The organism is Streptomyces sp. NPDC012637 (assembly GCF_042954805.1).
Classification (GTDB): Bacteria; Actinomycetota; Actinomycetes; order Streptomycetales; family Streptomycetaceae; genus Streptomyces.
The window spans coordinates 399,280-413,730 of the sequence record NZ_JBIBDS010000006.1; the positions used below are offsets into that span (position 1 = coordinate 399,280).

A 14,451-nucleotide genomic window follows, 5' to 3' on the forward strand; every position below is an offset into this window, starting at 1 on the left:
GCACCCCCCTTCCCCAGCCCTCCCGACAGTGTCCGACCGCACCCCCTTCCCCAACCCTCCCGACAGGGCCTGACCGCGCCCTCCTCCCCGGCCCTCCGGACGGGTCGCCTGACCGCGCCCCTCCCTCCTGATCTCCCCGGCCGGCGGCCGCGCACCGCGCCGCCCCGGGGTGAGCCGTACCACCGCACGTCTTCCCCCATCCTTCAACGTCGAAGGGACTCGACGATGCACGCCGTACCACGCACGACCCTGCGGGCCGCCGCCGTGACCGCCGCGCTCGGCGCTCTGCTGCTCGCCCCGCTGCCCGCCCAGGAGGCGCGGGCCGCGAGCACGCTCACCAACGCCGGCTTCGAGGCCGACGGGACCGGCACCGCGACGCCCGCCGGCTGGTCCACGTACTCGGCCGCCGGGCAGAACTCCGCCTCGTACACCGAGGCCGGCGGCCACGGCGGGAGCCACCGGCTCGCGCACTGGTCGTCTTCCGGGTACAAGGTGGAGACCTACCAGTACCTGACCGGGCTCACCGACGGCAGCTACACGCTCAGCGCGTGGGTGCGCTCCAGCGGCGGACAGAACGCGGCGTACCTCGCGCTGCGGAACTGCGGATCCGCCGAGCAGCGGACCGAGCTGCCGCCCACGCCGAACGGGGCGTGGATACGGATCGTCACCCCGGTGGTGGTGAGCGGCGGCGCCTGCACGGTGAGCGTGAACTCCGACGCCCACGCGGGCAACTGGATCAACGTGGACGACCTGGCCCTGACCCGGGGCACGGCCGGGCTGCCGGTCAGGGGCGTCGACGTGTCCTCGCTGAAGAAGAGCGAGGACCTCGGCGGGACCTACCGCACGAGCGGCGGCACCAACGGGGACGCGCTCGCGATCCTGAAGGCCTCGGGTGCCAACTACGCGCGCCTGAAGGTGTGGGTGGACCCGGCCGACGGCTACAACGACAAGGCCCGGGTCCTCACCATGGCCAAGCGGATCAAGGCCCAGGGCATGAGGCTGCTCGTCGACTTCCACTACTCCGACATCTGGGCCGACCCGGGCGCCCAGACCAAGCCCGCCGCCTGGTCGGGGCACTCGTACGCGCAGCTCAAGACGGACGTGTACGGCCACACGTACGACGTGCTCAACGCGCTCAAGGCGCAGGGCACCACGGCCGACATGGTGCAGATCGGCAACGAGATCGACACCGGGATGCTGTGGCCCGAGGGGTCCACGTCCGACTGGTCACAGCTCGCCGGACTGCTGAAGGCCGGGGCGTCGGCCGCGAAGGCGGTGTCCTCGACGACGCAGGTGGCTCTGCACCTGGCGCACGGCGGTGACAACGCGCTCTACCGGACGTGGTTCGACAACGCCACGGCCCAGGGCGTGTCCTTCGACGTGATCGCGCTGTCGTTCTACGGCTACTGGCACGGGCCGCTGTCGGCGCTCCAGACCAATCTGGACGATGTTTCCGCTCGGTACGGAAAGAAGGTGCTCGTCGTGGAGACGGCGTACCCGTTCCGCCTGGACAGCAAGGACCCGCACGAGAACATCATCGACACCACCGGCGAGCTCGTCTCCGGCTACGCGGCGAGCAGCGCCGGGCAGTCGGCGTGGCTGCGCGACGTCATGAGCGTGGTCGAGGCCGTGCCGGCCGGGCGGGGGCTCGGGGTCGTGTACTGGGAGCCGGCGTGGACGGCCGTCTCCGGGAACGGCTGGGACCCGGCCGATCCCGCCTCGGGCAACGGCTGGGAGAACCAGGCGCTGTTCGACTACGACAACAGGCTCGTACCGGCGGCCGGTCTGCTCGGGCACCGCTGACGCTCCGGTGGCGGGGCCGTGAGCCCGGCGCTGGGATGGGGGCATGGACGATCGAGCCGCCCCCTGGTGGGCCGTGCTGCCGCCGGCCGCGGGCGCGGCGGTCATGGCGACGGGCATCCTCTCCGTCGGCCTGCATCTCGTCGGGCTCGAGGTCGTGTCGCTGGTGGCGTTCGGTCTCTCCTGGGTCCTGTGGCTGGTGCTCGCCGGTGATTTCGCTGCCCTGTTCCTGAGCGACCGGCGCAGCTGGGAGGCGCGGGCGGACACTCCGCCCGCGCTGACCGCCGTCGCGGCGACGAGCGTGCTCGGGGTGCGGTGCTCGCTCCTGGGGTGGGGGCCGGCAGGGCTCGTGCTGCTGGCGCTCTCCGCCGTCGCGTGGGTGGTGCTGCTCCCGGTGGTGCTCCGCCATCTGGGGCGTCGGATGCCGGGAGGGGCGTTCCTGATCTGTGTGGCGACCGAGGCGCTGGTGGTGCTGGCGGGCACGCTCGCGCCGCGCTACGGCCGCGGGCTCGCGTGGGCGGGTCTGCTGCTCTTCGCGCTGGGGCTGGTGCTCTACGCGGACGCGCTCGTCCGTTTCGACTTCGGGCAGGTCGTGACGGGCGCCGGTGACCAGTGGGTGGCGGGCGGGGCGCTGTCCATCTCGGCGCTCGGCGGGGCGAAACTGCTGGCGGCCGGGGTGTGGACGGACGAGCCGCTGCGGACGGTCACCGTGGTCCTGCTGGTGCTGTCGCTGCTCTGGTACGGGGTGCTGCTCGGGGCCGAGGTGGCTCGGCCCCGTCCGGGGTACGACGTGCGCCGCTGGGCGACGGTCTTCCCGATGGGGATGACGGCCGTCGCGTGCCTGTCCGTGGCGACCGCGGCGGCGACCAGGTGGCCGGCCCCGCTGGGGCGGGTGCTGCTGGGGATCGCCGCCGCGGCCTGGCTGCTCACCGCGTACGGGCTGGCGCGTCGGGCGTCGGAGGCGAGACCGGCGCGTCAGGAGTCGAGCGGGAGGCCGGTGTAGTTCTCGGCGAGTTCGGCGGCGGCGTGCGGGGAGCCGGCGATCCGGTCGAGCTGGGACTGCTGCAGTCTGGTGTCGAAGGGGGACTGGGCGGGGTCGGCGTGGAGGGTGGTGGTCATGAAGTACGAGAAGTGCTCGGCCCGCCAGACCCGGCGCAGACAGGTGTCGGAGTAGGCGTCGAGGAGCTCGGTCGAGCCGGTCTTCGCGTGGTGGGCGAAGGCCCGGGCGAGGACGATGACGTCTGCGGCGGCCAGGTTGAGGCCCTTCGCCCCGGTCGGCGGGACGATGTGCGCCGCGTCCCCGGCGAGGAAGACCCGGCCGTGGCGCATGGGCTCGGTGACGGAGCTGCGCATGGGCAGGACCGCCTTCTGGGTGACGGTGCCGCGGGTGAGGCGCCAGCCGGGGTCGCCGGTCAGCGAGAGGCGGGCGTCGAGTTCGTCCCAGACGCGCTCGTCGGGCCAGTCGGCCGGGTCGGTGCCGTTCGGGACCTGGAGGTAGAGGCGGCTGACGGACGGTGAGCGCATGCTGGCGAGGGCGAAGCCGCGCTCCGAGTGGGCGTAGATCAGCTCGTCGTACACCGGCGGGGCCTCGGCCAGGATCCCGAGCCAGGAGTAGGGGTAGGTGCGCTCGAAGGTGCGGCGCTCGGTCTCGGGGACGGCGTTGCGGGTGACGCCGTGGTAGCCGTCGCAGCCGACGACGTAGTCGCAGGTGAGTATCCGCTCGCGGCCCTCGTGGGTGTAGCGGACGAGGGGACGGTCGGTGTCGGCGCCCTCCACGGCGGTGACCTCGGCCTCGAAGTGCAGCGGGCCGCCCTCGGCGAGCTGGAGGGCGACGAGGTCCTTGACGACCTCCGTCTGGGCGTAGACCCACACGCGCCGGCCGCCGGTGAGGGCGGGGAAGTCGATGCGGGTGGCGCGTCCGTCGTGGCGCAGCTCGATGCCGTCGTGCGGGAGTCCCTCGGCGTCGAGGCGGGCGCCCGCGCCGGCGGCGCGCAGGGCGTCGACGGTGGCCTGTTCGAGGATGCCGGCCCGCTGGCGCCGTTCGACGTAGGCGCGGTCGCGGCTCTCCAGGACGACGCTGTCGATGCCCGCCTGGTGCAGGAGGCGGGCCAGGAGCAGGCCGGAGGGGCCTCCGCCGATGATGCCGACGGTGGTGTGCATGGGGTCTCCTCGTCGCGTCGAACGTCAGGAACTGCGTGCGGGTCTGCTCGCACCAGGGTGTTCGCATAGTGAAGACATCTTCACTATGCTGGGAGTCTGGTCGCGGGCGGGTTGCCCTGTCAACGGGGTGCCGCACCCTGCCCGCGCCGTGTTCACTACGGTGGACCGAAGATCCACGACGGAGAGCCGATGCCACCCACCGAAGACCTGACCGCCGAAGCGCCGCCCGAGGCGGTGACACCCCTGCTCCGCGGGGTCGGCGTGCTGCGCCGGCTCACCGACGCGGGCGGCCGGATGTCGGTCGGCGAGCTCGAGCGCGCCACCGGGCTCGCCCGTTCCACGGTGGACCGGGTCACCGGGACGCTGGCGCGGATGGGGTACGTGCGGATCGAGGGGCGCGAGGTGCTCCTCGCACCACGGCTCCTCGAGCTCGGCAACGCCTATCTGGCCTCCGTACGGCTGCCCGACCTGCTGGGCGCCCGCGCTGACGCGCTCGCCGACGAGCTGGACGAGTCCGTCTCGCTCGCCGTCCCGGACGGGGACGGGATCCGCTTCGTGCACCAGGCGACCCGGCGCCGCGCGATGTCGGTGAGCTTCCGCATCGGCGACCTGCTGCCCGCCGAACGCACCGCGCCGGGTGCTCTCTTCGCCTCCGAGTGGGACGCGGCCGCGTGGGCGGCGTGGCGCGAGCGGCGGACCGCCGATCCGCAGGGCCGGGGCTTTCCCGCCGCGCCGTCGCGCACGGCGGGCGCCGTCGACTTCGAGGAGCGGGCCGCCGGGGCGGGGGCGAGCGGGTGGGCCACGGACGACCAGCTGGTCGAGGCCGGGCTCGTGGCGCTCGCCGTGCCGGTGCGCGGCGGCGACGGTCGGATCGCGTGCGCGCTGAGCACCGTGAGCCACACCAGCCGGCACGACGCCGCCTCGCTGCGCGAGGCGCTGCTGCCCCGGCTGCGGACGGCGGCGGCCGGGATGGAACGCGCGCTGCGGGAGGCACCGGCGGCGGTTCCGGCCGCGCCCAGCGGGCTCGCCGCCTGGACCGGAGCGTCGAAGCAGGAACTCGGCCGGGAGTTCGTGGAGTCGCTGGCACGCGGGCTCACGGTGCTCACGGCGTTCGGCGAGGGCCGCGCGGCGCTGTCACTGACGGGGGTCGCCGAGGCCACGGGCCTCGCCCGGGCCACCGCGCGGCGGGCCCTGATCACCCTCGAACACCTCGGCTGTGTGTCGGTGGACGGCCGGGAGTTCCGGCTCACGCCCCGGGTCCTCTCCCTGGGCTTCGCACCGCTGTCCCGGACCACGCTCACCCGGATCGCCCAGCCGCACCTCGCGGACCTGGCCGAGCGGGTGCGCGAGTCCACCTCGCTGGCCGTGCTGGTCGGCGGCGAGGTGCAGTACACCGGCCGCGTCGAGACCAGCCGCATCATGAACGTCCACATCACCATCGGCACCCGGTTCCCCGCGTACGCGACCTCCATGGGCCGCGTCCTCCTCGCCGGTCTGCCGGCCGAGGAGCGCGCGGCCCGTCTCGACGCCTCCGCGCCACGCGCCCTCACCCCGCACACGGTGACGGACCGCGCCGAGCTCGACGCGCTCGTCGAGCAGGTGGGGCACGACGGGTACGCGCTGGTCGACGAGGAGCTGGAGGAGGGACTGCGGTCGATCGCGATGCCGGTCCGCGACCGTACGGGCCGCGTCGTCGCCGCCGTCAACGTGGCCCTCCACGCCAGCCGCCGATCCGCCGAGGAGTGCGTGCGCGAGGTCCTCCCGGAACTGGCCGCCGCGATCACCGGCATCGAGGCGGACCTGCACGTCACGGAGCGCTTCGCGCGGGTCCCGGCGCACTAGGCCCTGTCGTCAGACTCCCGCCTGCCCCGCGACGCCATGCACGCAGGGCCGCGCTCCGGGCGACGACGGGAGTTCGACGACAGGACATAGCGCCCGCCCGGCGCCTCAGGCCCGGCCGGACCCCGGGAGCTCTCCGGCCGGGCCGGCCGTCAGGCCGTCCCACCCGGACGCAAGGTCAGGGGCCCGCCCCTCCGTAAGGCGTCATGGGCCGCGAGCGCGGCGTGCAGCGTGAGCAGGTCCGCGCCCCGGGCCGCGTCCAGTCCGGTGAGGTCCGCCGCCTTGCGCAGGCGGTAGTCCACGGTGTTCCGGTGGACCTGGAGCCGGGCGGCCGCCCGCCGCCGGTCGAGGCCGCAGGCGAGGAAGGTGCGCACGGTGCCGAGCAGTTCCGGGCGGGCGCCCAGCGGGCCGAGCAGCGCGGCGAGCCTGTCCCTGGCCGGGCTCGGACGGCTCAGCTGGTATTCGAGCAGCACGTCGTCGAGCAGGTAGAGGCCGGGCGGGCGGCCCGACGCCTCGGCCACCTCCCGTATCTCACCGGCGAGTCGGGCCGCCTCCGCGACGCCCTCCGGCGTGGCGACGGCCGCCGCCACCAACAGGTCGGCGCCGCACATCCGGGCGAACTGCGAGACCAGCCAGGAGAGCCGGTCGCGGTCCGCCTCCCCGAAGTCGGCGACCGGCGTCCCGTACGGGATCAGCACCAGTCCGCCGTCGCCGGAGAGCACGGACAACGGCACGCCGCAGGTGTGGCGTTGCAGCTCGTTGCGCAGCCGCCGGAGTTTGCGGCGCACCACGACCGGCCCGTTCACGCCGGGCAGCAGCTCGTCCGGGTGGGGTCCCATGGCGAGGCTCAGCACGAGGTAGCAGGGCGGCAGTTGGATGCCGGCACGGTCGGCGGCGGCCTGCGGGCTGCCGCCTTCCAGCAGCCGGGACAGCAGGGACTGCAGGGCGACCTGCTCGTCGCCGAGGGCCGACTGCCGCTCCTGTACGTACCCCGCGGCGACCGCGCTGCTCACCTGGCGCAGGAAGTCGAGCAGGCGGCGCTGGACGAGCAGCACGTCGCCGTGGTCCACCGGCTCGGCGGTCGCGAGGACCTGGGCGGCGCACTCCTCGGCGCCGACGTGGTAGGCGCCGACGACGGACTCGATCGGCACGCCTTCGTCGGCGCGACGGGCGGCCGACTCCCGGATCGCGGCCTGCTCGTCCTCGCCCAACGGCGCGCCGGTGCGCAGCATTTCGGCGAAGGCGACGATGCCGCGCGCCACCTGCTTGACTATCTCGCCGCGCAACTGCTCCGAGGGCAGCGTCCCGTAGGCCGGCACCTGCTCGACCAGGCGGAGCAGCACCGCCGACTCCAGGGTCCCCGCCGCGGCCAGCAGCCGGCTGTGGACGGGCATGCCCCCGATCTGCGGCACCGGGCCACCGTTTCCCCCGTTGGACACGGTCACAATCCACCTCGCGAATCTCTGTCTTACACACCGGAGACGCGGTCCCACGAGCCATCCATGATGGTCTGCGAGCAACCGCTACTCGTTGGTAACACACCGAGCGAGCGCATCCATCCCCTGCCGGGAAACGAGGGAGTCATGTCCAAGCCCGTTCGTTCGATCGCCGTGGCCGTCGTCGCCGCGATGTGCCTCACCGCCGCTCCGGCAGCCGTCGCCGCCGAGGCCGGGGCCCCCGCGGCGACGGCGAGGGCATCGGCCGGTGACCCGTTCTACGCGTACGACGGCAGCACACCGCTGTCCTCCTACGCGCCGGGCAGCGTGCTGAAGACGCGGACGCTGCGGTACCACGTCGTCGGCATTCCCACGCCGGTGACGGCCGTCCAGCTGCTCTACCGCACCACCGACGCCCAGGGCCGTCCCTCCGCCAACGTGACCACCGTCGTGCGCAGCCTCGTCGGCGACGGGACGAAGGCGGTGTCGTACCAGTCGTTCTACGACTCCCTCGACCCCGAGGACGGTCCCTCCCGGGCGATCGCCGGGAACGTGACCCTGGGCGGCCTCATCCCTGACGCCGAGGCTCTCTTCATCGCCCCGCTGCTGGCGAAGGGCTACGACGTCGTCATCCCCGACACCGAGGGGCAGCGGGCCGACTTCGCCGCCGGACCCGAGTACGGAACGAACACCCTGGACTCGATCCGCGCGGCGACACGGTCCCCGCAGACCGGAATGGACTCCTCGACGCGGTTCGGCCTCATGGGCTACTCCGGCGGCGCGATCGCGACCGGCTGGGCCGCCGCGCTGGCGCCGCGGTACGCCCCCGACGTCAACAGCAGACTGGTCGGCTTCGCCGAGGGCGGCCTGCTCGTGGCGCCGGCCCACAACCTGAAGTACGTGGACGGCTCGCTCGCCTGGTCCGGCGTCATCCCCATGGCGATCATCGGCGTCGCGCGGTCCTACGACATCGACCTCAAGAAGTACATGAGCAGCTACGGCCTGGAGGTGTACGCGAAGCTGGAGCGGGGCTCCATCGTCGACGCGCTCGGCCGCTACCCGGGCCTGACCTGGAAGAAGATGGCGAAGCCTGAGTACGCCGACCCGAACTCCGTACCGGAGTTCGTCGCGGCGGTGAACAAGGTGAACCTCGGCACGGCCCCCACCCCGACCGTGCCCGGTCTCATCGCGCAGGGCAACGCCGGGTTCCTGGAAGGGACCTTCGGCAGTCCGCCGGGCATCGGTACGGGCGACGGCGTCATGGTCGCGGGAGACGTACGGGCGCTCGCCCGGCAGTACTGCGCCACCGGCAACTCCGCCATCGCGTACCACCAGTACGACCTGTTCAGCCACACCGGCGCACCCGTCGTGTGGGCGCCCGCCGCCCTCGGCTGGCTGGACGCCCGGTTCGCCGGCCGCCCGGCGCCGTCCGACTGCGGCCGCATCCCCGCGGGCAACTCGCTGGCACCGGAGCAGCCGGCGCCGCTGCGCTGACCCGCCGTCCCCGCGGGCTCCTGTCGCACCGTCGCCCCTACGGGGCGTGCGGCTTCGCCGGCCCCTGTCCGCCCGACGGGTCCGGGCCCTCCTCCCCCAGGACCCGCTGGGCCACGGCGAAGGCGGCGTTGGCCGCCGGGACACCGCAGTAGACCGCCGTCTGGAGCAGGGCCGCGGCGATCTCGTCGTCGGACAGCCCGTTGCGGCGGGCGGCCCGCAGGTGCATCGCGAGTTCGTCGTGGTGGCCGTGGGCGACGAGGGCGGTCAGGGTGATCAGGCTGCGCTCGCGCCGGGAGAGGGTGGGGTCGGTCCAGACCTCGCCCCACGCGTAGCGGGAGATGAAGTCCTGGAAGCGGGCGGTGAGCGGGGTCTGCCGGGCCTGTGCCCGGTCCACATGGGCGTCGCCGAGCACCTGGCGGCGCACGTTCGTTCCGCTCCGAGCGGAAGTACCCGTGAGGTGGGCGCGCAGGGCGGCGAGGACGGCCTCCGGCCGTTCGGCGGGGGCGAGATGGGAGGCGCCGGGGAGCTCGGTCAGGGCCGCGCCGGGGACGGCGTCGGCGATCTCCCGGAGGTGGACGGGCGGGGTCGCGGGGTCCTCGCGGCCCGCGACGAGCAGCGTGGGCGCGGTGATGTCGCCGAGCCGGTCGCGCAGGTCGAAGGCGGCCAGCGCGTCGCAGCAGGCGGCGTACGCCTCCGGGTCGGCGGCCCGGTGGTCGGCCACCAGGCGCGGCACGCTGAACCCCGGTGTGAACCAACGGGCGTCGGCCGTGTCGGCGAGCTTCGCCAGTCCTTCGCGTCGTACGGTGGCCGCCCGCTCCTCCCAGGGCGCGGAGCCGCCGAAGTGGGCGGAGGAGCAGAGGACGGCGAGGCGGTCGACCCGCTCCGGGTGGTGCGCCGCGAGATGGAGCCCGACGGCGCCGCCGAGCGAGACCCCGGCGTACGAGAAGCGGTCGAGGCCCAGGGCGTCGGCGAGGTCGACGACCAGTCGGGCCAGGTCGGCCACGGTCGCCCCCGGCCCGATGAGGTCGGCGGGCGAACCGCCGTGCCCAGGGAGGTCCCACCGGATGACCCGATGGGTGGTCGACAGCTCCGGCGCCACGGCGTCCCACAGGGCCGTCGACGTTCCGAGCGAGGCTCCGAGGACGAGGGCCGGCGCGGTGGCGGGCCCTTCGACGCGGTGGTGGGGGATGCGAGGGCTCAACGTCGCTCCAGGGCTCGGTCGGTGAGGACTCCGGCGCAGCCGGTGGCGCGGGTCGGATCGGTCAGGCCGGCGAGGTCCGTCCCGGCCACTTCCGGGTGCTCGGCGAGGAGTTCGGCGAGCGGTCGGCCGTCGCTCCGGCTGCGGGCGGCGAGTTCGGCGAGCAGCGTCCGCGCGCGGGTCCGGCCCAGCAGGGGCGTCAGCGCGACGGAGAGCCGTTCGGCGACGAGCAGTCCCCCGGTGACCTCCAGATGGGCCCGCATGGCGGTCGGATCGACGCGGAGTCCTTCGGCGAGGGCGGCCGTGTGGTGCGCCGCGCCGCCGACGAGCCGCAGCAGCTCGCGCAGCGGTTCCCACTCGGCGTGCCAGGCGCCGGCCGGCCGTTCGTCCTCCGCGGCCAGGGAGCCGTAGAGGCTCGCGGCGAGGTGCGGGGCGCGGCGCGCGGCGGAGGCGACGAGAGTGGCCCGCACCGGGTTCGCCTTGTGGGGCATGGCCGAGGACCCGCCGCCGGTCTCTTCGGCGACCTCGGCGACCTCGGTGCGGGAGAGGACGAGGACGTCCGCGGCGATCTTGCCGAGCGCTCCGGCCGTGAGCGCCAGGGTGCCCGCGAGGTCGGCGACCGGGGTGCGGAGGACGTGCCAGGGCAGGAGCGGGACGGCGAGGCCGAGTTCACGTGCGTACGCGGCGGGAAGAGCGGTCACGTCCTGGACGCGGACGCCGGTACCCGCGACCGCTCCGGCTCCGGCACCCGCGACCGCTCCGGCATCGGCACCTGGGACCGCTTCCGCACCGGAGACCGCACCGGCGTCGTGGTCGGCGAAGGCGGCCAGGGTCCCGGCGGCTCCGCCGAGTTGGGCGGGCAGCCCGTCCCGTACCGCCTCGATCCGGTCCCGCGCGTCCAGGACGAGCGAGCGCCAGCCGGCCGCCTTCAGGCCGAAGGTGGTGGGGACGGCGTGCTGGGTGAGGGTGCGGCCGGGCATCACGGTGTCCCGGTGCGCGGCCGCCAGGGCGCCGAGCGCCCGCTCCGTGCGGGCGAGGTCGTCGAGGACGAGGCCGAGGGTGCGGCCCGCGACCAGCATGGCTGCGGTGTCCAGGACGTCCTGGCTGGTGGCGCCCCGGTGCACGTACGGGCCCCACTCCCCCGCGGCCTCGGTCAGGTCCGCGACGAGCGGGATGACCGGGTTGCCCCCGGCGCGCGCCCGCAGCGCGATCGAGCGGACGTCGAACCGGTCGTGCCGTGCCGCCTCGCTGACGGCCCGGGCCGCCTCCGCCGGGGCGGTGCCGGTGGCGGCCTGGGCGCGGGTGAGCGCGGCTTCCGCGTCCAGGAGGGCCTGGAGGAAGGCCGTGTCTCCGGTGGCGGCCTCGGCGGGCGAGCCCGCCCGTACGGGATCCAGCAGCCCGGCGTCGGGTTCCAGCAGCCCGGCGTCGGGCTCCGGGAGCCGGTCGCCGGTCGGGGCGCGGTCGGTCGGAGCGGGGTCGGTCACGGAGGGGTCGGTGGCGGAGGGGTCGGTGGCGGAGGGGTCGGTCACGGGAACTCCAGGAACACCGTCTCGCCCTCGCCCTGGAGACGGACGTCGAAACGGTAGGTGCGGTACGGTTCCTCGGCCGCGACCAGGGTGGCGCGCCGGTCCGCCGGGAGCCCGTCGAGCAGCGGGTCCGGCCCGTCGGCGAGGTAGGCGCGGGTGTAGAGGTGGTGGAGCAGCCCGCGGGCGAACACGCAGACGCTGATGTGCGGTCGTCCGGGGTTGCCGGGCGGCAGGGTGTGCAGCGCGTAGTGTCCGTCGGCGTCGGTGGCCACGCGGCCGAAGCCGGTGAACCCGGTGCCGTCACGGCCGAGGTACCCGCCGGTGACGGGGTCCCTGCGCAGTGAACCGGGCGCACCGGTGAGGGAGCCGTCGGGGGCGGCCTGCCAGAACTCGAGGAGTGCGTCGGGTACGGGCTCGCCCGCGCCGTCGAGCACGTACCCGTGGAGGGTGATGCGCTCGGGGTGCGCCTCGGGCGCGATGCGCTCGCCGCCGGGGAACGGCAGCGCGTAGCCGTAGAAAGGTCCGACGGTGTGGGACGGCGTGGGCAGCAGGGGCGTGGACTCCACAGTGGTCAGCGTCCTTCCTCGATCCAGGTGGCGGCCGGCCCGTCGAGGACGATGTCCCAGGCGTAGCCGAGGGAGAACTCCGGCGCGGACAGGCCGTGTTCGTAGCGTGCGACGAGCCGGTCGCGGGCAGCCGGGTCGGTGACCGAGCGGATGATGGGGTCGTGGGCGAGGAGCGGGTCGCCGGGGAAGTACATCTGGGTGACGAGCCGCTGCGTGAACGCCGTGCCGAAGACGGAGAAGTGGATGTGGGCCGGGCGCCAGGCGTTGGTGTGGTTGCGCCAGGGGTAGGCGCCGGGCTTGATCGTGGTGAAGGCGTAGCGTCCCTGATCGTCCGTCAGAGTGCGTCCGACGCCGGTGAAGTGGGGGTCCAGGGGCGCCGGGTGCTGGTCCCGGAGGTGGGCGTAGCGCCCGGAGGCGTTGGCCTGCCAGATCTCGATCAGCTGTCCCCGTACCGGCCGGCCCGCCCGGTCGAGGAGCCGGCCGGACACGGTGATCCGCTCGCCGAGGGGTTCGCCGGCGTGCGTGCGGGTGAGGTCGTTGTCGTGCTCGGTGACGTCGGTGACGCCGAAGACGGGACCGGCGAGTTCGACGGCCTCGGGGTCGCCGCCGACGGCGACCAGCGGCCGGTGAGGGTGCCGGAGCAGGGAGCTGCGGTAGGGGGCGTAGTCGCGCCCCGGGTGGTGGCGCGGTGGGGCCCCGGCGGCGAGGGCGGTGTCGTAGGCGCCCTGGAGGACGGCTATCTCGGTGTCGATGCGGTCCTGCGTGAGGTCGTTCACGAGAGCTCCAGCGGGTCGGGCAGAGAGGGACGGGTACGGTGGCGCGCAGCTGCCGGGTCCGGCACCGGGAGGGCCCGGAGCGCGGGTCCGAGCAGGGGCGCCGCCGTCCGGGCGACGACGTCCTCCGCCGTCACGCCCGGCGCCGTCTCGACGAGGACGAGTCCGTCCTCCGTGACGTCGAGGACGGCGAGGTCGGTGATGACGCGGTCGACGCAGGCGCGGCCGGTGAGCGGCAGGTCGCACTCCTCGACGATCTTCGGGGTGCCGTCCTTCGCGGTGTGGGTCATGACGACGATGACGGTGCGGGCGCCGTGGACCAGGTCCATGGCGCCGCCGATGCCGGTGACCAGGCGGCCGGGGACGGCCCAGTTGGCGAGGTCGCCGCGGGCGGAGACCTGCATGGCTCCGAGGACGGCGACGTCGATGTGGCCGCCGCGGATCATGCCGAAGGACAGGGCGGAGTCGAAGTAGGAGGCGCCGGGGAGGACGGTGACGGTCTCCTTGCCGGCGTTGATGAGGTCGGGGTCGACCTCGTCCTCGGTCGGGTAGGGACCGGTGCCGAGGATGCCGTTCTCGGATTCGAGGACGACCTCGACGCCTTCGGGGAGGTGGTTGGGGATGAGCGTGGGCAGGCCGATGCCGAGGTTGACGTACTGCCCGTCGCGGAGTTCGAGGGCGGCGCGGGCGGCCATCTCCTCGCGGGTCCAGCTCATCGTGTGGTCCTCTTCTCTATGGCCTTGTCGGCGGTCTGCTCGGGGCTGAGGGCGAGGACGCGCTGGACGAAGACGCCGGGCAGGTGGACGTGGTCGGGGTCGATGGCCCCGGGCTCGACCAGTTCCTCGACCTCCGCGACGGTGATCCGCCCGGCCATGGCGGCCAGCGGGTTGAAGTTGCGGGCGGACGCGTGGAAGACGAGGTTGCCGTGGCGGTCGCCCCTGGCGGCGCGGACGAGGGCGTAGTCGGTGCGGATGGCGTGCTCCAGCACGTGCGGCACGCCGTCGAAGTCGCGTACTTCCTTGGGCGGGGAGGCGAGGGCGACGCCGCCCTGGCCGTCGTACCGCCAGGGAAGTCCGCCGTCGGCGACGAGGGTGCCGACGCCGGCGGGGGTGTAGAAGGCGGGGATGCCGCAGCCGCCGGCGCGCAGACGTTCGGCGAGGGTGCCCTGCGGGATCAGCTCGACCTCCAGTTCACCGGCGAGGTACTGGCGGGCGAACTCCTTGTTCGCGCCGATGTACGAGCCGGTGACGCGGGCGATGCGGCCGGCGGCGAGGAGCACGGCGAGCCCGGTGTCCATGGCACCGCAGTTGTTGGAGACGACGCGGAGGTCGCCGACACCACGCTCGTGGACGGCCCGGATGAGGGCGTTCGGCACGCCGCTGAGGCCGAAGCCACCCACCGCGAGCGACGCTCCGTCCGGGACGTCCGCCACCGCCTGCGCGGCGGTGGCGACCACCTTGTCCATGGGATAGCCCTTCGTTTCCGTGCGGGAGAAAGGATCCGGAAGCTCCGGACCGACGGGAGAGCGGCAGAGAAATTAATCAGTGCACTGACTGTTTTTGCCGACCGGGCCATGCTGGCAGGCACCTGGCCCACCGTCAACGGGTCCTGACCGGCCAATGCGACGCGGGGTATCGTTCCGTGTACCGACGAAACAGC

The 14,451-nt window shown here is 74.0% G+C and carries 12 protein-coding genes; 4 read left to right on the top strand and 8 right to left on the bottom strand.

Features of this window, described 5'->3' with window-relative positions:
• The first annotated feature begins 225 nt into the window (after positions 1-225).
• Together ACFY8W_RS24920 and ACFY8W_RS24925 are read left to right on the top strand one after the other, a co-directional pair.
• Positions 226-1,803 (top strand): glycosyl hydrolase 53 family protein, encoded by a 1,578-nt coding sequence (locus tag ACFY8W_RS24920; RefSeq protein WP_391109141.1) that lies wholly within the window; start codon positions 226-228, stop codon positions 1,801-1,803.
• A gap of 43 nt (positions 1,804-1,846) precedes the next feature.
• Positions 1,847-2,803 carry a tellurite resistance/C4-dicarboxylate transporter family protein gene (locus tag ACFY8W_RS24925; protein WP_391109143.1) on the top strand — a complete coding sequence of 319 codons (957 nt, stop codon included), beginning with the start codon at positions 1,847-1,849 and terminating at the stop codon, positions 2,801-2,803.
• On the opposite strand, the gene ACFY8W_RS24930 is transcribed toward ACFY8W_RS24925, so the two are convergent.
• Complete coding sequence (locus tag ACFY8W_RS24930) at positions 2,776-3,960, bottom strand: 4-hydroxybenzoate 3-monooxygenase (RefSeq protein ID WP_391109146.1); 1,185 nt, start codon at positions 3,958-3,960, stop codon at positions 2,776-2,778. The genes ACFY8W_RS24925 and ACFY8W_RS24930 overlap by 28 nt on opposite strands.
• A gap of 189 nt (positions 3,961-4,149) precedes the next feature.
• Between ACFY8W_RS24930 and ACFY8W_RS24935 the strand changes: the two genes are divergently transcribed.
• A complete protein-coding gene (locus ACFY8W_RS24935) occupies positions 4,150-5,802 on the top strand; it encodes an IclR family transcriptional regulator C-terminal domain-containing protein (RefSeq protein WP_391109149.1) in 1,653 nt (550 codons plus the stop codon).
• A gap of 149 nt (positions 5,803-5,951) precedes the next feature.
• On the opposite strand, the gene ACFY8W_RS24940 is transcribed toward ACFY8W_RS24935, so the two are convergent.
• Positions 5,952-7,238, bottom strand: a complete 1,287-nt coding sequence (locus ACFY8W_RS24940) for a helix-turn-helix domain-containing protein (protein WP_391109152.1) — start codon at positions 7,236-7,238, stop codon at positions 5,952-5,954.
• A gap of 144 nt (positions 7,239-7,382) precedes the next feature.
• Here ACFY8W_RS24940 and ACFY8W_RS24945 point away from each other — a divergent pair, with 144 nt between their 5' ends.
• Complete coding sequence (locus ACFY8W_RS24945) at positions 7,383-8,729, top strand: lipase family protein (RefSeq protein WP_391109155.1); 1,347 nt, start codon at positions 7,383-7,385, stop codon at positions 8,727-8,729.
• Between the two features lie 37 nt (positions 8,730-8,766).
• Here ACFY8W_RS24945 and pcaD read toward each other — a convergent pair whose 3' ends face one another.
• The 6 genes from pcaD to ACFY8W_RS24975 form a co-directional block, all read right to left on the bottom strand.
• The gene (gene pcaD, locus ACFY8W_RS24950) at positions 8,767-9,930 is read right to left on the bottom strand and encodes a 3-oxoadipate enol-lactonase (RefSeq protein WP_391109158.1); all 1,164 of its coding nucleotides are present in this window, start codon (positions 9,928-9,930) and stop codon (positions 8,767-8,769) included.
• On the bottom strand, positions 9,927-11,345 hold the full coding sequence (pcaB, locus tag ACFY8W_RS24955; RefSeq protein ID WP_391109676.1) for a 3-carboxy-cis,cis-muconate cycloisomerase: 1,419 nt from the start codon (positions 11,343-11,345) through the stop codon (positions 9,927-9,929). The genes pcaD and pcaB overlap by 4 nt, the downstream gene beginning before the upstream one ends.
• 107 nt (positions 11,346-11,452) lie before the next feature.
• Complete coding sequence (gene pcaG, locus ACFY8W_RS24960; RefSeq protein ID WP_391109161.1) at positions 11,453-12,019, bottom strand: protocatechuate 3,4-dioxygenase subunit alpha; 567 nt, start codon at positions 12,017-12,019, stop codon at positions 11,453-11,455.
• A gap of 5 nt (positions 12,020-12,024) precedes the next feature.
• Positions 12,025-12,795 (bottom strand): protocatechuate 3,4-dioxygenase subunit beta, encoded by a 771-nt coding sequence (pcaH, locus tag ACFY8W_RS24965; protein WP_391109164.1) that lies wholly within the window; start codon positions 12,793-12,795, stop codon positions 12,025-12,027.
• Positions 12,792-13,508, bottom strand: coding sequence for a 3-oxoacid CoA-transferase subunit B (locus ACFY8W_RS24970; protein WP_391109166.1), 717 nt, complete (start codon positions 13,506-13,508; stop codon positions 12,792-12,794). Before ACFY8W_RS24970 ends, pcaH begins: the two co-directional genes overlap by 4 nt.
• Positions 13,505-14,257 carry a 3-oxoacid CoA-transferase subunit A gene (locus tag ACFY8W_RS24975; protein WP_391109169.1) on the bottom strand — a complete coding sequence of 251 codons (753 nt, stop codon included), beginning with the start codon at positions 14,255-14,257 and terminating at the stop codon, positions 13,505-13,507. The genes ACFY8W_RS24970 and ACFY8W_RS24975 overlap by 4 nt, the downstream gene beginning before the upstream one ends.
• Positions 14,258-14,451 lie beyond the last annotated feature (194 nt).